Origin of the sequence: Haladaptatus sp. T7, from assembly GCF_026008575.1 — an archaeon.
Taxonomy (GTDB): domain Archaea; phylum Halobacteriota; class Halobacteria; order Halobacteriales; family Haladaptataceae; genus Haladaptatus; species Haladaptatus paucihalophilus.
This window is the reverse complement of sequence record NZ_BROP01000004.1, coordinates 1-24,968: the sequence shown is the minus strand read 5'-3', so window position 1 is coordinate 24,968 and position 24,968 is coordinate 1. Positions and strand designations below refer to the sequence as shown.

Annotated in this window: 21 protein-coding genes; 12 read left to right on the top strand and 9 right to left on the bottom strand. The window is 62.6% G+C overall.

Going from position 1 to position 24,968, the window contains the following annotated elements; all coding sequences use genetic code 11:
• The first annotated feature begins 221 nt into the window (after positions 1-221).
• The 4 genes from OPC11_RS12070 (at position 222) to OPC11_RS12055 (ending at position 4,454) form a co-directional block, all read left to right on the top strand.
• Complete coding sequence (locus OPC11_RS12070; protein WP_264782022.1) at positions 222-3,374, top strand: type 2 lanthipeptide synthetase LanM family protein; 3,153 nt, start codon at positions 222-224, stop codon at positions 3,372-3,374.
• Positions 3,375-3,529: 155 nt separating this feature from the next.
• Positions 3,530-3,706, top strand: a complete 177-nt coding sequence (locus OPC11_RS12065; RefSeq protein WP_264782021.1) for a hypothetical protein — start codon at positions 3,530-3,532, stop codon at positions 3,704-3,706.
• Between the two features lie 242 nt (positions 3,707-3,948).
• On the top strand, positions 3,949-4,122 hold the full coding sequence (locus OPC11_RS12060; RefSeq protein WP_007983020.1) for a hypothetical protein: 174 nt from the start codon (positions 3,949-3,951) through the stop codon (positions 4,120-4,122).
• A 179-nt stretch (positions 4,123-4,301) separates the two neighbouring features.
• A complete protein-coding gene (locus tag OPC11_RS12055; protein WP_154652469.1) occupies positions 4,302-4,454 on the top strand; it encodes a hypothetical protein in 153 nt (50 codons plus the stop codon).
• A 147-nt stretch (positions 4,455-4,601) separates the two neighbouring features.
• On the opposite strand, the gene OPC11_RS12050 is transcribed toward OPC11_RS12055, so the two are convergent.
• The 4 genes from OPC11_RS12050 to OPC11_RS12035 form a co-directional block, all read right to left on the bottom strand.
• Positions 4,602-5,411 (bottom strand): ABC transporter permease, encoded by an 810-nt coding sequence (locus tag OPC11_RS12050; protein WP_264782020.1) that lies wholly within the window; start codon positions 5,409-5,411, stop codon positions 4,602-4,604.
• A complete protein-coding gene (locus OPC11_RS12045; RefSeq protein WP_264782019.1) occupies positions 5,398-6,480 on the bottom strand; it encodes an ABC transporter ATP-binding protein in 1,083 nt (360 codons plus the stop codon). The genes OPC11_RS12050 and OPC11_RS12045 overlap by 14 nt, the downstream gene beginning before the upstream one ends.
• Before the next feature lie 155 nt (positions 6,481-6,635).
• Positions 6,636-8,258 (bottom strand): ATP-binding protein, encoded by a 1,623-nt coding sequence (locus OPC11_RS12040; protein WP_264782018.1) that lies wholly within the window; start codon positions 8,256-8,258, stop codon positions 6,636-6,638.
• Positions 8,255-9,949: a PAS domain-containing protein gene (locus OPC11_RS12035; protein WP_264782017.1), complete on the bottom strand. Its 1,695-nt coding sequence runs from the start codon at positions 9,947-9,949 to the stop codon at positions 8,255-8,257. Before OPC11_RS12035 ends, OPC11_RS12040 begins: the two co-directional genes overlap by 4 nt.
• 494 nt (positions 9,950-10,443) lie before the next feature.
• Between OPC11_RS12035 and OPC11_RS12030 the strand changes: the two genes are divergently transcribed.
• The gene (locus OPC11_RS12030; protein WP_264782016.1) at positions 10,444-11,028 is read left to right on the top strand and encodes a response regulator; all 585 of its coding nucleotides are present in this window, start codon (positions 10,444-10,446) and stop codon (positions 11,026-11,028) included.
• Positions 11,029-11,081: 53 nt separating this feature from the next.
• On the opposite strand, the gene OPC11_RS12025 is transcribed toward OPC11_RS12030, so the two are convergent.
• From OPC11_RS12025 to OPC11_RS12010, 4 genes are all read right to left on the bottom strand, one after another.
• Positions 11,082-12,635, bottom strand: a complete 1,554-nt coding sequence (locus OPC11_RS12025) for a bacterio-opsin activator domain-containing protein (RefSeq protein WP_264782015.1) — start codon at positions 12,633-12,635, stop codon at positions 11,082-11,084.
• A gap of 71 nt (positions 12,636-12,706) precedes the next feature.
• Complete coding sequence (locus tag OPC11_RS12020) at positions 12,707-13,768, bottom strand: HAMP domain-containing sensor histidine kinase (RefSeq protein WP_264782014.1); 1,062 nt, start codon at positions 13,766-13,768, stop codon at positions 12,707-12,709.
• Positions 13,769-14,142: 374 nt separating this feature from the next.
• Positions 14,143-15,375: an ABC transporter permease gene (locus OPC11_RS12015; RefSeq protein WP_264782013.1), complete on the bottom strand. Its 1,233-nt coding sequence runs from the start codon at positions 15,373-15,375 to the stop codon at positions 14,143-14,145.
• Entirely contained in the window at positions 15,372-16,220 is an 849-nt protein-coding gene (locus tag OPC11_RS12010; protein ID WP_007983006.1) for an ABC transporter ATP-binding protein, read from the bottom strand. Before OPC11_RS12010 ends, OPC11_RS12015 begins: the two co-directional genes overlap by 4 nt.
• 421 nt (positions 16,221-16,641) lie before the next feature.
• Between OPC11_RS12010 and OPC11_RS12005 the strand changes: the two genes are divergently transcribed.
• Entirely contained in the window at positions 16,642-17,346 is a 705-nt protein-coding gene (locus OPC11_RS12005; protein WP_264782012.1) for a DUF6517 family protein, read from the top strand.
• Positions 17,347-17,460: 114 nt separating this feature from the next.
• On the opposite strand, the gene OPC11_RS12000 is transcribed toward OPC11_RS12005, so the two are convergent.
• A complete protein-coding gene (locus OPC11_RS12000) occupies positions 17,461-18,087 on the bottom strand; it encodes a trimeric intracellular cation channel family protein (protein ID WP_264782011.1) in 627 nt (208 codons plus the stop codon).
• Between the two features lie 162 nt (positions 18,088-18,249).
• On the opposite strand from OPC11_RS12000, the gene OPC11_RS11995 reads away from it, so the two are divergent.
• From OPC11_RS11995 to OPC11_RS11970, 6 genes are all read left to right on the top strand, one after another.
• On the top strand, positions 18,250-19,053 hold the full coding sequence (locus OPC11_RS11995; protein WP_264782010.1) for an N-acyl homoserine lactonase family protein: 804 nt from the start codon (positions 18,250-18,252) through the stop codon (positions 19,051-19,053).
• Between the two features lies 1 nt (position 19,054).
• Positions 19,055-20,371, top strand: a complete 1,317-nt coding sequence (locus OPC11_RS11990) for a hydroxyacid-oxoacid transhydrogenase (RefSeq protein WP_264782009.1) — start codon at positions 19,055-19,057, stop codon at positions 20,369-20,371.
• A gap of 152 nt (positions 20,372-20,523) precedes the next feature.
• On the top strand, positions 20,524-22,074 hold the full coding sequence (locus tag OPC11_RS11985; protein ID WP_264782008.1) for a long-chain fatty acid--CoA ligase: 1,551 nt from the start codon (positions 20,524-20,526) through the stop codon (positions 22,072-22,074).
• Between the two features lie 66 nt (positions 22,075-22,140).
• Positions 22,141-22,623 carry a VOC family protein gene (locus OPC11_RS11980; protein WP_264782007.1) on the top strand — a complete coding sequence of 161 codons (483 nt, stop codon included), beginning with the start codon at positions 22,141-22,143 and terminating at the stop codon, positions 22,621-22,623.
• An 88-nt stretch (positions 22,624-22,711) separates the two neighbouring features.
• Positions 22,712-23,473, top strand: coding sequence for an SDR family NAD(P)-dependent oxidoreductase (locus OPC11_RS11975; RefSeq protein WP_007982984.1), 762 nt, complete (start codon positions 22,712-22,714; stop codon positions 23,471-23,473).
• 128 nt (positions 23,474-23,601) lie between these two features.
• Positions 23,602-24,684 (top strand): DUF4367 domain-containing protein, encoded by a 1,083-nt coding sequence (locus OPC11_RS11970; RefSeq protein ID WP_264782006.1) that lies wholly within the window; start codon positions 23,602-23,604, stop codon positions 24,682-24,684.
• The last annotated feature ends 284 nt before the right edge of the window (positions 24,685-24,968 follow it).

The window sequence follows — 24,968 nt, the reverse complement described above, 5'->3', positions numbered from 1 at the left end:
ATTTGCAATATGCCTTTCGAGGCGTATGAAAATTGGAGCGGCGTCGGTTCGACGGCGGTCAGTCGGCCTCATCGACTCGGCAGTCGGCGTGCCGTTTACGGGCTGGGTTGTACCACCCACCTGACGCGGTTCGAACCCGTCACGGACGACGCGAATCGAAACGACGAGACACGCCGACGGATTCGACAACAAACCACACCACGGACGTTTTCGAGGATACGATGGACACGACATTCACGAAACAGGAACGGCGCGAGATTGCTGGACGGGCACGAACCGTCCACGAACGAGTTGAAGGACCCCCGAACGAGCCGGGAGCGGAACCGCCGATAGAGCCGGAACAGATTCTTCACGAGTGGAAGGACAAGTTCCCGGACGAAGCGGCGTTTTACGAGCGTCTCAGGCGCGACGGACTAACGGAAGAAACCGTCCGCGAACAGCTCGCCGCGACCCGCTGGCCCGCCGACCATCCCCTTCCCGACTGGATACACACGGTCGAAGAAATGGTTCGACACGTCGAAGCGACGCCGACCGCCGACCGACGTGCAATCGGCGTTACGGTTCCCGAGGAGACGCCGTTCGTGGAGCTGTTGGCCAGCATCGCGGAGTACGCCCGTCAGCGACTACCGACGGGTACCGTCACTATCGACGCTATGTCGCCGATGGTCGAGGGGTTCGTCTCACAGCTCTCGAAAACGTGTGTTCGACCTCTGTACGTCGAATTCAAGAGCTTCGTCGAGTATCACGACCCGGAGTTGGCGAAAGCCGACCCCGGCGACGTTGCGAACCCGGACACGACGTACTACGACCAGTTCATCGACGCCATGTTCGAACACGGCTTCAAAAATCTCTTTGTGGAGTATCCGGTGCTCGGACGGCAGGTCGTCGTGTTCGTCGAAAACTGGATCGACGCGATTACTGAGGTTTGTGAACGGTTGGAACGAGACGAGATGACCCTCCGTGAACGGTTCGGCGTCGAGGGGAACATCACGGCACTCTCCCCGCTCGCCGACGACGTTCACGGCGGGGGTCGTATTCCGGTCCGCGTCTCGTTCGAGACGGGTGACGTGATTTACAAGCCGCGACCGGTCGATGGGGGCGTCGCGTTTTACACGATTCTGGAACGGCTCGACGAGTACCTCTCGCTTCCGTCCTTCGAGACGCCGACGTACGTCCCCCGCGAGGAGTACGGGTGGATGGAGTACGTCGAGTATCGGGACGTACCCAACGAAACCGCCGCCACTCGATACTACGAGCGTGCTGGTGCGATGTTGTGTGTCGCGTACGCGCTCAACTTCACCGACTGCCAGTTGGAGAACCTCATCGTCGACGGAGAGAACCCGATGATAGTAGACGGAGAAACGCTCTTTCACCCGCACATGGACGCGGACGCGAAACAAGTCCCGGAGGAGATATTCGACGTGATGGACGGCTCGGTCCTGCTGACCGCGCTGCTTCCGTGGTCCGCGGGAGACCCGCGCGAACCGGACAAGCAAGGGTTGGCGGCGTCGGTGGCCGGGTTCGGGAGGAAAAGCGGTCAGACACAACTCGCAAATCGGTCGCTCCCGTCCGTCGAGGCCGTCAACACCGACGTGATGTCGGTCAAAGAAGAGGAGATGACGGTCGGTTTGAGCACGAACACGCCGAGTATAGGCGGAGAAGACCAATCGCCGGACGACTACATCGACGCGCTCGTTCGTGGGTTCGAAGAGACTCACGAAACGATTCGTCGGCTCCACGTGGACGGGAAGTTCCTGTCCACCATCGCAACGTACGACCTCATCGACGGCATCGAAAACCGTCTCGTGTACCGGGCGACCATGCAGTACCGGTCGATTCGGCGCTCGACCACCGCGCGAAACCCGCTCCGGGACGGTGCACGCTTCACGGTCGAGTTCGAAGACCTCGCGGTTCCGTTCTTCGACGGCCGGATCAAAACGGATCGACACTGGGAGTTGTACGAAGCAGAGCGGCGCGACCTTCGACGGCAGGACATCCCGCGGTTCACGTCCCGACCCGACCAACGGCGGCTGTTCCACCACGGGGAACCGCTGGACGTGGTGGCGGACGAGTCGGGGTACAACCACGCGAAACGGCGCCTCGACGCGATGGATGAGGACGATTTGGCGGAACAGGTCTGGTTGCTCAGACAGATATACGATACCGCGGAACCGGACGAATTGACCCCCGAACCGACGGAGATAACCGAAGACCGACTGCAGCGCGACGCGGAGGAACTGTTCGACGACGTGATGGACGCGGCCATCGACACACCGGACGGCCACGGGTGGATTTCGGTGTGTCCGACCAATACCATGGTCAACCTGGCTCCGGCGAGTTATTCGTTGTTCTGGGGGCGAGGCGGTATCGCGCTCTCCGCAGCGGCCCTCTACGACGCGACCGGCGAGCAGCGGTACCGACGGGTGGTTTCGGAAACGCTCGACCCACTGCTCGAAGACCTCTCCAGCGGGGACTTTTCCGCGTCGCTCGGCGGAACGAAGGGGGTCGGGTCCGTCGTGTACACCCTGTCGGTCATCGCCGAACTGCTGGACGACGACGCCTACCGAGCGGGTGCGTTGGCGGCGACGCAAAAAGTGACCGCGGAAAAGCTCGCGCGTGACGACGTGTTCGACGTCATGGAGGGGTCCGCCGGGACGCTGCTCGGACTGCTCGCCTACTACGAGCGGTACGGCGAGTCGAGCGTCCTCGACCGCGCAATCGAGTGTGGGGAACGACTGCTCGAAGCGCGCGTCACGGTCAACGGGTGTCGGGTGTGGAACACGGGCGACAGGGAGACGCCGATAACCGGCTTCTCGCACGGGTCGAGCGGAATCGCGTACGCGTTGGCTCGGCTCGCCGCCGCGACGGACGACGCGCGATACGCCGAGGCCGCGCGGGAGGCGCTCGATTTCGAATCGAGTTTGTACGCGCCCGACCGGGACAACTGGGCGAGTTCGTCGGCGGTCGAGAACTATCGGGACAGGTGGTGTCACGGGCGGGCCGGAATCGCGCTCGCTCGCATCGGTATCAGCGAACAGCTAAACGACTCGTCGTTGCTTCCAACGGTGAACGATGCGCTGTCCGCGACGGCGACGGAGCGGCCGTCGCATCTCGACAACGTTTGTTGTGGAAACCTCGGCCGCGTCGAGACGATGCTCGTCGGCGCGCGTCGCGCCGACGGCGACCTCGATGCGGCGGAAACGTTACTGGGTCGCTGTCTCACTCGTCGGGACCGTGACGGCGTGCTGTCGCTCCCCGGCCATTCGGAGGCGTTCGTCAATCCGACGTTCTTCGACGGGATTTCGGGAGCGATTTACACGCTCCTTCGACTCCGTGACCCCGATTCGCTCCCCAGTGTCCTGCTGCTGGAGTGAGCTCACGATATCATATTCGTGGAAATCAGCTGTGTACCGTTCGTATCGGTACAAAACACGCCAGCGAAGAGGTCACTCATCGAGTATGACCGCTGTTTTAATAATTTAACTAGAGCAATAAGTTTAATATGATTGCACTAATATAATTATATTGCATGTCAGTTGTGATAGAAGATAAGAGTTCGATTCAGTTCGACAAGAAAAAATACGATGCGGAGTTCGACGTTCCGATGGAAACGCCGGATATCGATGACGACGAGTTCGTCGCAAAAGCCGACGATTCGTGGTGCTTGATCACGTGCGGTGTGTTCACGTGCACCATCACCGGCTAACGTCGCCGCATCAAACGACGGACCCCATTTTTAGTCGAGCGATGGTACTACTCTCACCGAGGATTCTCAAAAGGACCACACAAACGGACGACAATGAGAATAATAGAAGATAAAAGCGGTGTTGGTCGGATATACCGTTAAATAGCATCCGCAAATTCGGAGTATTGGTATAGTTCTATAGATATTGGATTCAATTTCAGTCCGGTAGTAAATTTTAATATATATCATGATATACGTATTGTATGTCAATCGTAATTGACAGTCCGGTGGCGGCACAGCTTAACAAAGACGTCTACGACTCCGAGTTCAAGACGGATGCGCTGGTTCCTGAATACGAGGACGAAGAGGACCTTGGCCCGGCGAAGCTGTGTCTTCTCACGTGCACCGTCAGCTGTGCAGTTACGGTCAGCGTCTAAGCGACGACGAGTGCTCGAACTGACCGACACATCACACAATTTTACGCGGCGGCGTGCCATATCCAACAGATTCACGACAAGATTATTTTTCTCGATATCAGCATAAGAATATAGTACAGTAATAAAAGATTGAATATAATACTAATATTTAATACTGTATAATTTAAAGTGTACAACGCATGTCAGTTGCAATTGATAACACGGTGACGGCACAGCTCAACAAGAACGCGTACGACTCCCAATTCGACGTGGAGATGACAGCCGACCTCGACGACGACACGCTCGGTCCGGCGAAAATGTGCATCATCACCTGCCTCATCACGGGTATCTAAGACGTCGGTACCGAGGGGGGAACTCCCCTCGATTCGAACGAATTTTATGAATCCCCATTTCCGTCCCCCAGCACCGCATACCGAAGCGCCCGCGGTAACAGGAACCACCATCCACCGTCCGGGTCGCCGTCCCGAAACGGGAAATCGTCAGTAGTGCCCCATCACGCCTCTCGTGCGCGCTGTAATGCCCGCTCGGTAGAAGCAGTAGTAGCCGACCACGAGGTAGAAGACGCTGGTTGCGACGAACAACGCGAGTTCGGAGGTGGGAAACTCCCAGAGTCGAATGCCGTTTTGCATCGCCATCCGCGTGAGATAACTGCCGTGTGCCACCGGCAGGAGCTTCAGCCACTCGATATCGCCGGTCGGCGCGGCGATGAGACCGATGAATCCGAACTGGACGATTTGGAACACGTTTTCGATGCGCTTGTACACGAGGGCGAGTCCCGCGAACAGGAACCCGATTCCGATGACGGACATGAGGGTCAACAGCACCAACGGGACGACCGTCAGCGGGTCGATGGTCAGCCAGCGCCCCGTCGTGAGCATCATAAACACCAGCAGAACACCCGCCCAGAGGACGCTCATGCAGACGTTGACGACCGTCTTGACGGCCATCACCGTTCCAAGCCCGTGTGGGGACATGAACAACCGCTCCAGCGTCCCCCACTGGGCTTCGCGCGTCACGTTCCACGCCAGTCCCGAGTAGGCGATGATCGACAGGGTGAACAGGAAGAATCCGACGATGATCCCGTCCAACGAGTCCGTCAGGGCGGCACCGGAAACCGCCTGTCCGCCGAAGAAGACCACCGCGAAGAGGATTATCAGCGTGAGCAGTCGAGCCACGGTGTTGACGGGATAGCGAACGAGGAGGATGAGGTGTTTGGACACCATGACCTTCACGAGCGCGAGCAACGAGGCGTCGTCCCGCGTCTCCGTTCCGGTATCAACGGTCGCCATCGGCGCTCACCTCCGTCGTGGCCGCGGTAGGCGGACCGTCCGAATCGCCGGGAACCGGCCGAGTACCCGTTGGAGCGGACGAATCGTCGGTCGGCCCGTCGCCGGTTTCGGTGAGTCGGAGGAACACCTCCTCCAAGTCCGGGTCCACGGATTCGACATCCCGTAACTCCGCTCCCGCGTCCCGGATGGTGTCCATCACGGCGTACATCTCGTCGCCGTCGGTCGCGGTGAACGTGACGGTCAGGCGGTCACCGTCATCGGAGCAGTCGGCTCCGACCGCCCGTTCGAATCGACGGAGAACGTCGTCGGCGACCGGCGATTCGAGCGTGACCTGATAGTCGCGGGTTCGGAACAGTTCGAGCAGGGAATCGACGGTATCGTGCTCGACGACAGAGCCGTCGTTGAGTATCAGAACGCTGTCGCAGACGGTCTCGATGACGTCCATGTCGTGACTGCAGAGGACGATGGTGACGTCCTCGCGGTCGGCGAGACGGTCGAGTTCCGAACGGAGTTCGAGGGAAGATTCGATGTCGAGCCCCAACGTCGGTTCGTCCATGAACACCACATCGACGTCGCGTGCCAGCGTCGATGCGAGCGAGACTTTCTGTTTCATGCCGCGAGAGAGGTCGTTCACCGGCGTATCGGCGTACTCCGAGAGACCGAACTGTTCCAAGAGGGACTCGTGTCGCTCCCGAAGATCGTCGGGGTCATCGCCGCCCAATCCCGCGAAAAACGAGAGGTTTTCCTGGACGGTGAGCCGCCAGTACACGTTTCGAGCGCCTTCCAAAATCGCACCGACGTTCCGATACGCTCGCCGTGGTCGTTCGTGGACGTCGATACCGGCGATTTCGACGGTTCCGGAATCCGGGATCACCAGCCCGAGGATGGACTTTATCGTCGTCGTCTTTCCGGCCCCGTTCGGTCCGAGCATCCCGACGACGGTTCCCGTTTCGATGTCGAAGGAAACGCCGTCAACGGCTGTTACAGCGTCATCGCCGTCGCCGAACGACTTCCGTAATCCGTCGACCCGAATCGCCGGGGTTCCGCCCGAACTCGTGTCAGTGACCATAGTTTTCTATTTGAATTTTACTTCTTCATATACTTTAATTGTTGTGATTATTTTTAAATCGATTACGCCCACATAATCCAGAGATAGGTCGAATCTGGTGTCGAGCTTCGAATCGGCGATATCGACCAGGTGCCGAGAAAAGAGACGGGGCACCGTCAGGTTGGAATACGGATGGTCACGACACTCCCCGACGGGTCGTTTTCGCCGATGGAGATATCTGCACCCAAGCGAGAGACCCCCCAGTAAACCAACCACAGGCCCAATCCGCTTCCATGCTGGAGTGGCGTCTCTTCGCCGTCCAGCAGAACCGCGCGCTCGTGGTCCGGAATCGCGGGACCGTTGTCCCGCACTTCGATGACGACGGACTCGTCCGCTCGCCGGACGAGAATCGTGACGCTGGGGTCCACCGTCCCGGTGTGTTTGAGCGCGTTATCGACGACTTCCGCGAGCGTCGCTTCGAGAATTTCCCGGTCGGTACGCGCGTCGATACCGTCGTCCGGTGTCGAAATCGTGAGTTCCCCGTCCGGGTACGTCCGAGCGACGTCGGAAGCGACCGACCGAACCAACGCATCGACGTCCACCGGTTCGCGGTCGAGGGCCTCGCGCGCGAGCAATCGCTCCGCCCGTTCGACGGTCGTTCCGAGGTGGACCAGTTCCCGCGAGACATCCCGAATCCGCGCGGCGACGGTCGGCGTTTCCATGGGGCCGTCGTCACCGAGCGTTTCCGCAAACGCTCGAACGGCGTCGAGTTCGTTCCGGAGGTTGTGTCTGAGGACGCGATTGAGGACTTCGAGGCGCTGTTCGTGCGTCCGTTGTTCCGTCACGTCTCGGAAAAGATAGACGTGCCCGATGTGAGTTCCGTGTCGCTCCGTCAGGGACGAGCGACTGACCTCGAACTCGCGGCGACCATCGACGGTTTCGAGAGAGATGACTTCGCCCGTCGGGACGTCCAGTGCGACGCCGAGAACATCGTCCACCGACTGGCCGATGGCGTTCTTCGTTTCGATGTCGAAGGTGCGCGTTGCCTCCCGATTCGCGTCCAGGAGACGACCCTCTCGGCCGACGACGCAGACGGACGCCGACAGTTGGTCGAGAACGGTTTTCCGAGCGAGATGACCCGTACTCGGGCCGCTTTCGAACAGTTGGTAGTTGCGCTGGACGAGAACGGCCGCCGCGCTGATGGCGACCGCACCCAGCAGAACCACGTCCGTTATCACCTCGAACCGTGCCGTTTCGAGGCTCGCCGGAAGGGCGAGGAGGGTAATGCTCGCCCCGAAGACGGTCAGGACGAGCGCCCTGTCGGACGGTAGGTCGTCGTACGAGATGGCCGATTGGAGGACGAGAAACACGCCGAAGCCGCCGACCGAGATGGTCGCTAGCAACACGACGCTCCCGAAGGCGAACGAGGCGGATTTGAACGGGCCGGAGAGCGAATTTCGAACCACCGCGTTCACCCAGACGAACGCGGGTAGCAACAGCAACCCGGCGACCCGGCGACCGGTCATCGTCGGACCGCGACCGGTGTACTCGAACGCGAAGACGGCCCATATCACCGACGCGACCATCCAGCAGATGATGAGGCCGCCGAGAGCGAGTTCCGTCGAAAGGACCCCCGTTCGCCCGAGGACGACGAACCCCGTCATCGAAACCAGCGCGAGCAACAGGAAGACGAACGCATCCGCACCGGGGAGTTTCCGATGGCGGACGGCCATGGTGGTTGCGACGGCGAACAGCCCTATCGCACCGACGCCGGAGACGAGAACCGTCGCGTCGGTCACCGTTCGGCACCTCCATCGACCGGAGACGGAGCGTCTCGGCTGAGGGAGCCATCCCGACCGGACGAATCCGTCCGTCCCGAAGCACGCGACGCCGAACCGATGCCGGGAAGTCGGACGCGGATACGACGACCGTCGGTTTCGTCGGGTGAAACGGAGACGGAACCGTTCGCGTGTTCGACCGCGAGTCGGGCGATCTGCATCGAGATGCCGTCCGAGAACTGTCCCTCGTCTTCGGCGGAGTCCGACTCGGACGGACCGTCATCGACAATTCGTATCGTCACCATCTCATCCGTCTCTTCGACGGCGACGGCGACGGTTTCGGCGGCGTGACGGACGGCATCGTCCAGCAGCGTTTCGACCGTGGTCCGGAGGAGCGACCCGCCGATTGCAACCGGGACCGGACCGTCGGGGAGCGTCGGCACGATGTCGATGTCAGCGGAATCGGCGTTCACCACGTCCCGGACTATCGGAACCGCATCGGTTCGCTCGTCGGCCCCGGTCCCGTCGCCGTTGGCCAGCGCACGCTCGACTTCGCGGGTGCGCTCGACGAGCGTCAGCAGGTCCGTCGTCGTCGTGTGGATGCCGTCGCCGACACCTTCCGGGTCCGTCGCCTCGGCCGTCTCGGAATCGAGCAGCGCGGTCACATCGTCCGCGACGGCCCCCATTTGCTCACGCATCGCGCCGGTCAGTAGGTGGTTGAGGACCGCCAATCGGTCCTCACGATTTCGGCGGTCGGTGACGTCCTGACAGACCAGGAGGTGGCCAAACAGGCGGTCACGGTCGTCCGTGACGCTCCGCACGGTGACCGACAGAATCGTGTCGTCGTCCGTTCGAACGTGGGTCGGTTCTTGGGCAGCGGCCGCGCTCGCCGTGTCGAACGGAACCGGGAAGACATCTCCGAGCGGCCGTCCGAGGGCCGCGCTCCGGTCGATGTCGAACACCGTCTCGGCGCTCGGATTGAGGTCCCGAACTCGACCGTCGCGGTCGACGACCACGACCGCATCCGATAGCTCTTCGATGATTCGGTCCCGCCCGGCGACGCGGACGACGGGAAGCATCTCGAACGGACGATAGCGGCTCACGGCCACGCTCAGCAGTCCGCTCGCTGCGATGAACATGGAGGGAACGACGACGGGATTCGGAAACTTCGACGCGACCACGGGAACGAGGACGAGGACCGCCGCACCGCCCGAGAGTAGCATCGACCCGCGAATCAGGAACTCGTTTTCCTCGTAGGAAACCGTGACGACGACGATGAGGCCGATGACGACCAACGACGCCAGCACGAGGATGACGGAGTTGAGGAGGACGTTGACCAGAACGAACCGCCGGAAGAGCGACGTCGCACCGGCGATATCGATGCCGAGCATGGTGACGGACAGCCCAGCGACGAGCGCGACCGCTAACGGAGTAACTCGTCCGCCGCGGCCGGTATACCGGAGGGCGAAGAGGAACCAGAACCCGCCGCCGAAGACGATGACGGAGTACATGCTAAGGAACCAGAATTTCGTGAGGAACGTGGTCACGAGCGGGTGGACGACGGCACCGAGGAACACGACGACCGCAACGCCGAGCAACGGCAAGGAGGTCGGTTCCGACCGAACTCGCCACATGATCACGAGGAAGTATCCCGTCACGAGGACCGAGACGAGGTTTATCGCAACGCGCAGCCCCAACTCGACGTCCATCATTCGACTAGCACATCACCGCACGCGGCGCTGGGTTCCTGCTAACGGTGCGATACACTTCGCGGGGGAGGGGAGTGACGTCACGGTCGTAGGGCGAACGGATGAAGCACACATAACGGGCGGACACTGACGGATAGGTCTTATTTGTGAACGGTATTAAACCAAGAGGAAACCAACGCGGGCCGGAACGGCCGGGGATAGCGATATCGGAACGGAAAGACAGGAAAGACGCCGCGGTCGCCCCGAAAACCGGTAGCGGACGGGTCTGACTCCGCACCTGACACGACCGCCGTTTCGATATCGACCGGTCCGTTCGACAATCCATATGAGGTAGCTAGCGCCCATCACTGAAAATGTCCCCTCTAGGAGTACAGATACCGTACGGGTCAGCACCGCGAGACGGCACCGACGCCGCGCGTGGACGTGGCAGTTTCCCGTCGAAAATAGTTGGTAATTATATGATGGCGACGAGATACGACGGGTAAGGCTCGATTCAGATGGTGAGCGATACGGACGACGAGACACTGGCGAAGGCACTCATCGTGGACGACCAAAAGGAGGTCGCAGACGCGTACGCGCTCCGACTCCAAGGACTCTGTTCGGTCGAAACCGTCTACGATGGGGAGGCCGCTCTCGCAACGGTCGAGGAGTCGACGGTCGACGTCGTTCTCCTCGACCGCCACATGCCCGGCATGTCCGGAGACGAGGTACTCTCCGAACTCACCGGTCGGGGGTTCGACGGCCGCGTCATCATGGTGACGGCCATCGACCCCGGCTTCGACGTTCTGGATATGCCGTTCGACGACTACCTCTGTAAGCCCGTGGACCGCGAGGACATCCGAACGGCCGTTACACAGCAGTGTACGATTCTGGGATACGAAATGCTCGGCGAGTACTTCAGCGTCGAGTCCAAACGCGCGGTTATCGAGGCGGAGATACCCGAAGGAAAGCGCCAAGACCATCAGCAGTATCTCGACATCGAGCGCAAAGCGGCGCAGTTGGCCCACCGAATCCATCGATTGCTCGACGACCCGCACGAACTGTTCGAGGCGTTCGAGGCCATCGACCGCGAGGGACGCTAAGTCCACACCGAACCGTCACCGAATCGAGAGCGGGTGTGTTCCCGTTTCGTCTCCTACTTTCGAACCACCGAAACCGAGTCGTCGAAAAACGAATCCAACAGCTTCCGCTGTGCCGCCCGAAGGTGATAGAGGAGCGTCGAACCGGTGATACCGAGGGTGCTTGCGACCTCCTCGGCGGTGCTTCCCCGCGGCGATTCGAAGTAGTCGGCGAAAAAGGCCGTCCTGAGCACGGCCTCCTGTTGGTCGGTCAGCCTGTCGCCGAGTTCGTCACGGAGTTGGTTCGCGGTCGTAACGGGTCGCTCGCGTTCCCGCACGGCAACGACGTCCGCGTCGAACTGCCGCGTCACTGCATCGGCGATTCGACGAACGCTTTCGTCCGGGGAGAGTTCGACGACGATGCGCCCGGACCCGTCCTCGAACTCGGCGGACCGGATGGAGACGCCCAGCGTCGAGAGCACCCCGAGCAGGGTTTCGGTGCCGAGTTCCATCTCGACGGAACCGGTCTCCGCGCTATCGTTGACGATGCGGGAGACGACGGCATCGTCGCCGAAATCGAGCGTCTCGGCCACCGTCGCTGGCGGTTCGCCATCGACCCTGAAATAGCAGAGCAGTCCCCTGTCGTCGTGTGAAACCATCCCGGCGAGCGAGAGTGCAGCCGAGAGGTCGGCGCTGGCGGCCACGAGAGGGGAGTCCGGGTCCGTCACCTCGAACGTGAGTTCGGTGACGGTATCCGATAGGAGGAGGTTTCGGTTGCGCGTCGCGTTCACGGCGAATCCGGCGATTTCGCCGACCGTCTCGAAACTCGCGCGCTCGCGGGAGGAAAACGCCTCCTGTTCGGACGAGTAGACGCCGACGACGCCGTGTACCTCCGGTCCGAACGTGAGCGGAATCGCCAGCATCGACTGCAATCCCTCGGCGAAAGCCGCTCGACGGACGGCCTCGGGGACCGTATCGTCGCTCGCCAGCGAGCGAACGACTTGGAGCGTTCCCGTCTCGGCGGCGCGTTCTTCCGGACCCATTTCGGACCGCGACAGGCTCTCCGTGAGGTTCTCGAACGTCCGACCGGTCGCCCCCGAGGACGCGCGGACGACGATTTCGTCCGCGCCGAGTTTCCGCTCCCCGACCCACGCGAACTCGTAGATGTCCGTCTCGCCGAGGCGCTTGCAGATGGTCTCGGCGATTTCGTCCCGCGTGGACGCATCGACGAGATCGGTGAGAATCTCGGAGATGAGGCCGTTGAGGAGTATCAACCGGTCGAGCTGGCCTTGGATATCCGCGACGGTCCGTTCGTGGCTCCGGCGGTCGGTCACGTCGCGGAGATAGACCGTCACCTCATCGTCCACCGGGACGAGCGAAACCACGAGCCACCGTTCGAGTTCGGGGTAGTACTCCTCGAACTCGCGGTCCTCCGTGGGCGGTCCCGCATCGAGGACGGTCGAAAGCGTGTTCTCGACGCTCCGCGGAAACACGGTTCCGACGTCGGCACCGGTCACGTCGGCCGTTCCGACGTCGAGGAGCCGCCGGGCGGCCTCGTTCACGCCGGTCACCGTGCCGTCCGTCGAACAGTCGAGAACGCCTATCGGCGCTCGGTCGAGTTTTTCGTCCATCGTTGTGCTGGTGTCGAAGTCGTCCCTGTCGGTTAATCGATACGATTCCTGCTATTTCACCGTGTCGCTCGCTACGACCGCGGGGTCGAATCGTCGCGGCGAACGTCGCACACCTCGAATCTGGCTCCGCCGTTCGCCGACTCCTCGATTCGAATCGTCCACTCGTGGGCCGCGACGATGCGGGCGACGATGGCCAACCCCAAACCGGTTCCCCGTTCGTGGGAACTGTATCCGGGTTCGAACACGACCTGTCTGTCCCGCGGCGGTATTCCCGGTCCGTCGTCGGCGACGTAGAACCCGTCGTTCGAGTCCCGCGATAGCCCGCCGATGCGGACGGTCGGCGTCTCGCCGCCGTGTTCGACCGCGTTTCGGAACAGGTTCTCGAACAGTCGGCCAACGTGGTCCGCGTCGGCGACCGCCGTCGGAAGCGAGTCTTCGACGGTCAGCGTCGCCCCGTCCGTCTCGACCGTCTCCCACGCGGCCACGGCCAACTCCTCGAAATCGACGGCTTCGGAGGGGTCGACTGCTATCGTATCCGTCCCGCGAGAGGCGGTCAGAACGTCCCGTATGATGCGCTCCATGCGCTCGTGTGCTCGCTCGACGTGCTCGAAGTGCGCGTCGTCGCCGGTTTCACGACCCGCGCGGAGACGGGCCTTGGCGACGTCGAGCGGATTCCGGAGGTCGTGGGTGATGACGCTCGCCACCGACCCCCACCGCTCGTCTCCCGGTTTCGTTCGCGGACGTTCGCAACCGGGTGCGAAGACGACGTGTCCGCCGGACCCGTCGGACGCGGGTACCACCCGGACGAGATAGCTCGTTCCGTCGTTTCCGCCGTCCCCGTTGCCCCCATCGGCGTCGGCCCGTTCCGGGACGCGAAGACGGGTACCGAACTGCTCGTTCCGAGAAACGCGAGTCACGAACTCGGTCGGGGAGGAGGTCCCGGAAAACTGAAATCGGTCGAAGACGGAGCGGAGCGAGACGTTCGACGCGTCTGCGTCGAACGTCTCCCGGAACGCCTCGTTACCCGCTCTCACCACCGGTCGTTCGTCCTCGAAGCCGTATTCGAGCACCGGGTCGGGGTACCCGTCCACCGGGAGCGGTTGCAGTCCGTCGTCGGAGTCATCGTCGGTCATGTTCGTTAGCGGTTCTGACGGCTGTAAGCACGAAAATACGCGGATTCCGGCGTCCCGGTGCGCGAGAGGGCACGTCGCATTTATCCTACGTTAGGCCGCCTCGAACTTAGTGGTGGATTCTAGCTATGCAGAGGTTGGCGTCGAACGAGGCGGTCGTCGTGGGTGTGTGGTTGGGTCGAGAAGAAAGTCGGCGGGAGACGGGTAGTTAGGTCGGGCGGGGCACGGAGGTGAAGGTGGAGGTGGAATGGCGTCAGCGGGGAAGCGAATGGAGGGCGTCAGCAGGTCGGCGGGGACGGAGGAGGGAGGGGTGTCGAAGGGGAGAGTCGAGCGCGCCAGCGGGAGTCGATGGGAACCGAGGAGACTGGACGAAGCGGTCAGGTCTGTCGAAGCGCTTCGATGGGGTCGATTCGAGCGGCGCGCACGGCGGGGTACAACCCGGAGACGATACCGACGCCGACCCCGACCGCGGCGGCGATGGTGATCCAATCGACCGGATACGTCATCGGCCACTCCGCGAGGGTGACGGCGAGGTAGCCGAATCCGATACCGACCAGAATACCGAAGACCGCACCGATGGCACCGAGGATGATGGATTCGACGAGGAACAGCTGAACGATGTCCCGTTTCCGTGCGCCGATAGATTTCATGATGCCTATCTCCCGCGTTCGCTCGGTGACGCTGACTATCATCATGTTGGCGATGCCGATGGACCCGACGACGAGCGAAATCGCGGCGATACCGCCGATGAGGACCGTCAGTTGGTCGAGAGTGGAGGACACGCGGTCAACCTCGTCTCGAATCGTCTCCACGACGATATCGAAGTCGTCGGCCTTGAGCTTCCGAGCGTCCGACCGTTCGTGCATGTAGTTCGCCGCGGCTTGCTTCACCGAATCGACGTCATCCATGCTGGTCGCCCGTATTTCCACGCCGGAGTAGGCGCGCTTTTCCTCACCGCCGGGCGTCCGGACGGTGGTCGCGTACTGTGAGCCGAGCGGGACGTACACGATAGGGGACGCGGCGTGACTGCCGATATCCTCATCGACGATGCCGGTCACGGTGACGGTCTTTTGCGAACCGTCCTGGAACGAGAGGGTCACCGTCTCGCCCGCCGAGACGTTCTTCTCGAACAACTGTGCCGCCCGCGTGTTCATCACCGCTTGGTCGTCCCCGGAGAACACCTCGCCCTCGGTGAACTCGTGCGGTTCGCCGTGTTCGAACCGGTCGGTAGTCGTGGCCTGCACCGCGAACATGCCGGTGATGCTGTCGTTTCCGTGCGACAGTTGGGCGGCCGGAACGCTACCGAGCGGGGCGACGTACTCGACGTTATCGAGCTGTCGCAAGGCCTCGACGTCGGATTCGGTGTAGATGGGAGAGTGGCTCTGTTGGATACCGACCGCGCCCGTCGACCGTTGCGTCGATATCTTCATCACCGGTTCGTTCATCGCGCCCACGTCACCGAGGATGTTCGCGGAGAACGCGCCGCCGAGAATCATGAACGTGATGACGGACCCGATACCGACGATGACGCCGAGCGTCGTCAGCGTGGACCGGAGTTTGTGCGAGGTGATCGTCCGCCAACTGATACGGAGGCTTTCGCCGAGTTTCATTCGTCGGTCCCTCCGGTGTCGTCGGAGTCGGTGTTCGAACGCTCCGCGGACGCCGATAGAACCTCGATGTCGTCGATAGCTCCGTCGACGAGGTGGATGATTCGGTCGGCGTACTCGGCGATTGCCCGCTCGTGGGTGATCATCACGATGGTCCGCCCCTCGTCGTGTAGCTGGGTGAACAGCTCCATTATCTCCTCGCCGGTTTCGGTGTCGAGGTTGCCCGTCGGCTCGTCGGCGAGCACGAGCGTGGGTTCGTTCGCCAGCGCGCGTGCGATGGCGACCCGCTGGCGTTGCCCGCCGGACAGTTCGTTGGGCGCGTGGTCCAATCGGTCGCCGAGGCCAACGCGGTCTAAGAGCGTGCGAGCGCGCTCGCGGCGGCTTTCATCGACGGCATCGTGAAACACCATCGGCAGGGTGACGTTTTCCGCCGCCGTGAGTTTCGGCATCAGGTTGAACTGCTGGAAGACGAATCCGATTTCCGTGCCGCGGAGGCGCGCCCGTTCGTTGTCCGAGAGCGAATCGACCGCCTGCCCGTCGATACTGACGGTGCCCTCGTCGGGCGTGTCGAGACAGCCGAGCATGTTCATCAGGGTACTCTTCCCGGAACCGCTCGGTCCCATGACCGCGGTAAACGACCCGTCCGGGAGGGAAACGGAAACGTCGTCTAGCGCGTGAACCGGCTTTCCGAGGTGGTAGGTCCGTCGAACGCCGCTGGCCGAAACCACGGCCGGACGGTCGTTCGCCGTTCCGTCGTTCGTTCCGGGGCGTGGTCTATCGGTCGACGACGAGTCGCCGTCCAACACCGAGCGTTGGGAGCGACCCCCGTCGTCAGCATCACTCATCATGTTTCGAAATAATCGAGGAGGTCCACTCCCCTGTCATGACACGCTAGCTATCACGATGCGTTACCGAACCGCGTCTAGTAATCATGACGGCGGCGACGAAGCCGGGTGAAAGCGTCACGACGGCGGTTCTATCCCGCGGAAAGCGGTGCACAGTGCCGGACGCTCGTCGTCTCGCCGAGAAATGTAGGGATGTGATAGCTTCGTTTGAACGACGGTATGAGGGATTCGTTCGACCTTGTACCGATAATTCGTTCGACCTCGTGCCGAATCAGGCGTGCGTACGCTGAAGACGGTATGTTGGGTCGGGGGTTCAGACGAAGAAAACGCCGGAGCGTCCAAACTGATAGACCCGTCGTTCGGCGGTCGTCTGCATAGTAAGACACCCAAACCAGAAGGCGGTGAGCCGTCCGTACACGTAGAGATGAACGAGTCCTCATCGAACGACCGCGACCGCCACACGTCGAATCGAACCACATCCCGGTCACGGAGACGGGTGCTGCAGCTAACCGGGACGGTCGGCGTCGCGCTCGCCTCCGGCTGTCTCGACATGTTTCCCAGCGGGAGCGTCGAAGCGGAGGCGACTCCCGTCACAGTTTCCGACGAGGCGCTCTCGAAAACGGGGTACAGCTTGGTCGATACGGAGGGGTTCGGACTGACGAGCGGGTTCGACCTCCCGGACGGATTCGAGGGGGTTTCGGTGCACAGCCAGATTTCCAAATACCGTCGGAACGGGACGGACGCATCTCTGCCCGCGTTGTATTTCGGCCTCAGCGTGCCGATAGCCAAAGTGAGCGGGCGGACCATCGACCCGCTTCGAGAGATGAACGAGCGGGAGATAATCGAAACCGAAGGCGGCGTCATCGACACCGCTTTCTCGAACAACTACGGGACCGTGACCGTGAGCGGGAAAAACGGCACCAAGTCCATCAACCTCCTCGGAACGACGACGGACCTCGTTACCTTCGACGGCACGGCGAAGAAGGACGGTGCCTCGACCGACTTGCGGTTTTTCGTCGCGAAGACGGTCGACGACGGGGACCAAATCGCGGTCGTCGGCGCACAACCCTCGAACGCCGCGAACGAGGACGCGTTCAGACGGTTGACGAGGGCGCTCCAGCACGGCTAACGGGTCGGCAACGACGGGACTCGTGGGGAGTAGGAGGCGGGAACGCCGTCAGGAGAAAACAGCGGAAAGTCCGTCACGAAAGCATGGCCGCAATCCCGTCGTGTGGCCGCATACTCAGCCGAGACTCGTTCGAACGGTCGGAAGCCGCCAGCCGAACCGAACCGCGGCGACCCGCGTGACGAGCGTGACGGCCGCGCATCCGCTCGCCGCGACGTTCGCGTCGCCGCCGAGGGCGAGCAGGCACCAGTAGGCGGAACCGCCGATGACGGCACAACTCGCGTAAAAGTCCCGCATCAGCACGAACGGCGAGCGGTCGAGGAGGATGTCCGCCATCGCGCCGCCGCCGACGGCGTTTATCGTCGCGACCGCGACGACGCCGAACGGGGAGACGCCCGCTCCGGACGCGACGATTGCACCGGCAGTGGTGAACGCGGCGAGGCCGACGCCATCGGCGGCCAGCGAAATCGGGTGTCGGTCCGGTTCGTCGAACAGGATGGACAGCACGACCGCGGTGGTCACGCCGACCACGCCGAACCCGATGTTCGAGAGGGTCTGGAGCGAGAGCGGAATGCGATTGACGAGCACGTCGCGGGTCGTTCCGCCGCCGAATGCGGTGACGAGGCCGACGACCGTCACCCCGAACGGGTCGAATCCCTCCCGGATTGCCTTGCTCGCGCCGACGAGCGCGAAGGCGACCAACCCGACGGCGTTTGCGATATAGAACAGTTGGTTCGAAAGCATCAGTCACCGTCCCGTTGTGTCACCGCGGTTAATACGACAGCGATTGCGGTCAAACCGTCGGAAGTCGGCCACGGAGTTCGTATCTGGTCGAGCGTTCGTGTGTGAAAAGACATGTTTCCGGCAGTAAGATACGCTCATCCCGTCAGACAGTAATGATTAACCATGGTTGATGCAACCATCGACGTAATCCACCGGGGCGGATTGGAGTGCGACCTCAACTACCTCATCGAGGGCAACACGCTCGGGTCCCACGACGAACCGAATCCGGACACCGACTACGTGGAGATACCCGTGTTCAACCTCGTCATCGACCATCCCGAGGGGACGATTCTCTGGGATACGGGTAACCACGAGGACGCGCTCGACGGTCACTGGCCGGAGGGGTTGAAACAGGCGTTTTATCCGCACGACGTTCGGGAACACGACCTTCGGGACGACCTCGCGGATGCGGGGTACGATATCGACGACATCGATTACGTGTTCCAGACACACCTTCACCTCGACCACGCGGGCGGCCTGCACCACTTCGACGGGACGGACACGCCCGTGTTCGTCCACGAGGAGGAGTTGAAGTTCGCCTACTACAGCACGAAGACGGACGAGGGAAGCGGCGCGTACATCCTCGGCGACTTCGACCACGACCTCAACTGGCGGGTGCTCCACCGCGACCGAGAAACGCACTTCGAGGACGTCGAGTTCGTTCGTCTCCCGGGTCACACGCCGGGATTGACGGGGACGGTCTTCCACCTCGACGGTGCGGGAACGGTCGCGTTCGCGGGTGACGAAATCTACCAAACCGAGAACTACGAGAACGGGACGCCGCTCGGTGCCGGACTGCTCTGGAGTCACCGCCACTGGTTCGACAGCCTCCAGAAACTGAAGGAGATAGAGCGCGAGCACGACGCCGAGGTGGTGTACGGCCACGACCCAGAGCAGTTCGAGGAGATTCAGGGAGGGTGGCCCTGAGATGAGTTACGAACGCTCCGTCTCCGCGCCGTCGCACGAACTCTCGCCGGAAACGGTCTGGCACATCCAGATGCCCCAGATTCGATTCGGACGGGACGCGACGGACGAACTGGCGTTCCAGTTGCGCGACCTCGGCGTCGAGGAGGGCGCACACGGCCTCATCATCACCGACGAGACGCTCTCGGACATCGGCCACGTCGGGCGCGTCGAGACGCACCTCGAAGACGCCGAGTTCGCCGTCGACGTCTACGACGAATCGGAGCGCGAACCCTCCATCGCGGACATCGAGAACTGCTTGGCGTTCGTCCGCGACGAGAAGGGCGAGGAGGGTTACGACTTCTACGTCGGTCTCGGCGGCGGCAGTTGCATGGACACCGCGAAGACGACCCGCGCTGTCATCGCCAACGGTGGCGGCCCGCTCGACTACATCGCCGAACCGACCGGCGAAGGGAAGGCCCTGGACGAGTCGGGACCGCCGCTCGTCCTGATGCCGACGACCGCTGGAACGGGGGCCGAAATCTCGCCGGTTTCCATCCTCTCGGTGGAGGAAAAGGAAATAAAGGAAGGCATCTCCAGCAACCACATCCGCGCGGACGCGGCGGTCCTCGACCCGACGCTCACGACCACGCTTCCGCCGGAACTGACCGCGAAGACGGCGATGGACGCCCTCGGCCACGCCATCGAGGGGTACACCACCCACGAGTACGACTCGCTCCTCCGGCCGACGGACCCCCGCGAACGGCCCGTGTACGCCGGGCGGACGCCGCTCACCGAGATGTTCTCCGAGAAGGCCATCGACCTGCTGTCGGGCAACGTCCGAAAAGCGGTTCACAACGGGGACGACCTCGAAGCGCGCGAAAACATGTTGCAGGGTGCCCTCTTCGGTGCTATCGCCGGATTGACCGCGGGCGCGAGCCTCTGTCACGCGATGGCCTATCCCGTCGGGAACAAGTATCACACCTACCACGGCGAGACCATCGCGGTGCTCACTCCCGCGAGCACGCTGGGCTACAACGCCGCGAGCGACCCGGAGCGGTTCGCCTCGCTCGCCCGTCGGTTCGGCGTCGACACGACGGGGATGAGCACGAACGAGGCCGCGGACGCCCTGAAAGGGGAGTACATCCGACTCCAGCGGGACTTGAACGTCCTCCCTAGCGGCCTCGCCGAGTTGGCCGGGATTACGGAGGACGACGTGGATTGGCTGGCGAAACAGACCGTGGACACGCAAGCGCGGTTGCTCCGCTGTAACCCCCGTCCCGTGACGGAAGAGGATGTCCACGCCATCTTCACAGACGCGCTATACAACTGGGAACCATAACTGGGGACGCACGAAGTGCCGTGCGCCGCGAGCGGGATGGTTGACATCGATAACTCCCTCTCGTTAAATCTTTCCAAAGATAACGATATTAGGACGGTTGGCGACCATCAATAAACGCTTTTGCCAGTGTGGGCACATGGCACGGACGACGCATGAATCTCGTTCACCACGTGGCGGACGCGGCGGCGGAACGCGGCGAGGCACCGGCGCTCGTCTACGACGGGCAAGAGACCTCCTACGAAGCGTTCTGGACGCGAACGGGGCGGTTCGCGGCCGGACTCGCCGAGCGCGAAATCGGCGCGGGCGACCGGGTCGCCATCTACCTCCCGAACCTCCCCCAGTTCGTCACCGCGTTCCACGGCACGCTCCGCGCTGGCGGGGTGGTCGTTCCGATGAACCCTCAGTACAAGCGCCGGGAACTCCGCCACCTCCTCGGGGACAGCGGTGCGAAGGCGGTCGTCACCCTCCCGGACCTCGTACAGCACGTCGGTGCGGTTCGGGAAGAAACCGACGTGGAAGCCGTCGTGACCGTCGGCGAGGGTGACGGCGACGTTCGGTTCGAGGCATTCCTCGCCGACGAAACGCGTCCCATCGCCGACCGAGCGGCCGACGACGTCGCTGTCCAACCCTATACCTCGGGAACGACGGGGACGCCGAAGGGCGTCCTCCTCACGCACCACAACCTCGCGTGGGATGCGAACGCCTCGACGAACCCCATCCCGGACGGAATCCGACCGACGGACCGCCACCTCGGCGTCCTTCCGCTGTTCCACATCTACGGCATGACGGTGACGATGAACGCGACCCTGTTCGACGGCGGAAGCTACTACCCGCTACCGGCGTGGGACGCGGAGACGGCCGCATCCCTTATCGAATCGGCGAAGTTGACGCTGGTCCACGCCGTTCCCGCGATGTACAACGACCTCGCGGGTCTACCCGAAGACGCGGAGTTCGACCTCTCATCTGTCCGATTCGCCAACTCCGGCGGAAGCGGCCTGCCCGAAGAGGTTCGCCGGGCGTTCGAGGAACGGTTCGACGTCGAACTGCACGAGGGCTACGGCCTGACCGAGACGAGTCCCGTCACGCACGCCAACCACGCCGGGGAGCGGCGACCGGGCAGTATCGGCAGACCGCTCGACGGCGTGTCCGCCCGCATCGTCGATGACGCGTTCGACGAGCGACCGCCGGTGGAACGCGGCCCCGTCGAGGAGGGAAGCGTGGACCTCGACGAGATAACCGGCGAACTCGTCGTCGCGGGACCGAACGTGATGACGGGGTATTACGAGCGCCCCGAGGCGAACGCGGAAGCGTTCACCGAGACGGACGGAAAGCGCTGGTTCCACACCGGCGACATCGGCTACGCCGACGAGGACGGCTTCTTCTTCGTCGTGGACCGCAAGAAGCACATGATAAACACGGCAGGGTACAACGTCTATCCGCGCGAAGTCGAGGAACTCCTCTTCGAACACCCGGCCGTGGCAGACGCCGCCGTCGTCGGCATTCCCGACGAGCGCCGGAACGAGACGGTCAAGGCCTTCGTCGTCCCCGAACCGGACGCGGACGCGACGCCGGAGGACGTGCGGGAGTACTGTCTCGAACGACTCGCGGCGTACAAACATCCCCGCGAGGTCGAGTTCGTGGAGGAGTTACCGCGGACGACGACCGGGAAGGTCCAGAAGTTCCACCTCGAAAGCCGGGACTGACGGGAACGAAAGGGGAAGGAACCGCGGGAGACGAAGACCTTTGAACGCGGGCGAGAAGGGAACAGTATGGCACACCCCAGCGTGCACCACCACGGAATCTCCGTCTCGGACCTCGACCGCGCGGTCGAATTCTACAGCGACGTGCTCGGATTGGAGCTGCTCGACCGATACACCCTCTCCGACGACGCGCTCTCGACGGCCATCGGAAGCGGACCGATAACCGGCCGCTTCGCCCAACTCGGGGGCGAGACGTCCCGCGTCGAACTCATCGAGTACGAGAGAGACGACGGCGATGCGGGCAATTCGGACGAGGGGAACGAGACCAGTGGCGCGGACCGCACGGACGACGCGGACGACGGCCGCGCCCGTGACGTGTACGAAACCGGCGCGAAACACCTCGGACTACGGACGGACGACATCGAGCAAGTCTACGCGGCCCTGCCCGAGGACGTGGAAACCATCAGCGAACCGCAGACGACCGGCAGCGGGACGCGGATTTGCTTCCTCCGGGACCCCGACGGGAACGCGGTCGAACTCCTCGAACTGTAGGGACCCGTTCGAGCGACGCGGAACGATTGGGGCACCTGTTTCTTCCAACCATAAAAAGAACCAAGTATTCAGCTGACAATCGTTACGTATGCGGCTCGAAAATAAAACAGTGTTCGTCACGGGTGCGGGACAGGGTATCGGAGAAGCGACGGCCAAGCGGTGTGCGAGGGAGGGTGCGTTCGTCATCTGCACCGACGTGAACGAGGAGACGGGACCGGAGACGGTTGCGGACATCGCGGACGACGGCGGCGACGCGGAGTTCTTCGAACTCGACGTGACGGACGCCGAGTCGTTCTCGACCCTCGTGGACGCCGTGGTCGCGGAGCACGAACTCGACGTGCTCGTCAACAACGCGGGGGTCGGTCACCCGCCAGCGTACGTGGAGGACGTACAGGATTCGGTCTTCGAAGGGGTCTTCGACGTGAACGTCCGCGGCGTCTGGAACGGCTGTCAGGCCGCGCTCCCGCACCTGAAAGAGCGAGGGTCGGGGAACATCGTCAACGTCGGGTCGCTGGCGTCCTTCTACGGACTGCCGATGCAGTCCGTGTACTCGCTGACGAAGGGTGCCGTGCTCAACTTCACCCGCGCCGTCGCCGCCGAGGCGGGCCGTGCGGGCGTCCGCGCGAACGCCGTCCTCCCGGCGTTCACGGACACCGAACTCGGGCGCGAGTTCTTCGAGACGCGACCCGACCCGGAGAAGGCGAAAGAGGAGTTGCTGAAACGATATCCGCTCGGCCGACTCGCCCGTCCCGAGGAGGTTGCCGACGCGGTGTTGTTCCTCGCGAGCGAGGAAGCCTCGTTCGTGAACGGCCACGGCCTCGTGGTCGACGGCGGATTCTCGGTGCAGTAAGCGCGATTCAGAGAGCGGGTTTCGACGGACTCCGGCCGTCGAGCAAATCTCAACACCGTGCTAATTCATCTCATCTATCAGAAATTCATAAAAGATTTCATCAAACGGCGGTGGTAATTTTCGGTCGCATGGTCACACGAAAGTCCCTCCTGACACTTGGTCTCCTCACGCTCGTCGTCGCCGCCTCGGTCGGCGGCTATGCGAGCATGGAGAGTTCCGATCAGGTACAGGATACCTCGACGCCATCGGAATCGACCATCGAACAGCACGCCCTCGGCAACAACACCACGGTCACCAGCGTCACCGGAACGGTGACCGTCGAAACCGAGCGGGCGAACGACACGCAGACCGTCCGCGCCGACGTCTGGCAGCGTCTGCCGAACCACGTCCGGTACGAGTACACGGACGGACCCACGGCGGGCGACGTGATGGTCTCGAACGGGTCGGACGTCTGGATGTACAACGACACGCGGAACACCGCCCGTCACCTGCGGCTCAGCGGCGAGAACGCGGGTCTCGTCCAGAACCTCACCAAAGCGTTCCAGCAGTTCTCGGACGCGTTCACCGCGGAGTACCAAGGGGAAGCGACGGTCTCCGGCCGCGAAACCTACAAGGTGACGCTCCAGCCGAAAAACGAGTCCCTCGGGAACTTGATGCAGAACCAGACGGTCTGGCTCGACCAGGAGAACTGGTTCCCCGTCAAGACGCACGTGGAGACAGCCGTCGGAAACGATACGACTACGACGACGATGACGTATTCGAACCTGTCGTACGACGCGTCGATTTCCGACGAGCGGTTCACGTACACCCCGCCGGAGGACGCAAAGGTCATCGACGTCGGGCTGCCGGAAACCACGACGTACTCCTCGGTCGCTGACGCACAGGAGGCGGTCGATTTCGCCATCCGCGAGCCGACCGACGTTCCGGACGGCTACTCGCTCGAAAACGTGACGGTCACGACCTCGAACGGCGACGCGTCGGTGTCGCTGCGATACTCGAACGGAACCGACTCGCTGGTCGTCTCGCAGACGTCCGCGACGCGCCCGTCTCGCGGGGACCAGACCGTCTCGGTCGCCGGACACGACGCCACCTACACCACCGTCGGCGAGCAGGGCCTGCTCCAGTGGTCGGACGACGACAGCAGCTACTCGGTAACCGGGTCGCTCTCCAAGGCGTCGCTCATCGACGTCGCCGAATCGATGTACTGCTGATTCGACGCCGATAAACAGGGGGTTCGGTTCCCCCAACGATTTTTATTCGTGCCTGCCGACCGGGGTCGGCTTCGGTTTCGGTTTTACGGGTCACGCTCCGTGCGCTCGTAGAACCGCGGGCACTGAGTCGGCGTGAAAACCGGTTCAGGGACCGCCTACTCGGCACCCACAGCACGGATTTCGACGTTAATTTTCGTACGTCCGGTGGATTCCGTGTCGTCGCAACAAGTGTCGAACGATGTTGAGCTCCCAAGCCGTCCGCGTTTTGAGGCTCGTCCCGTACC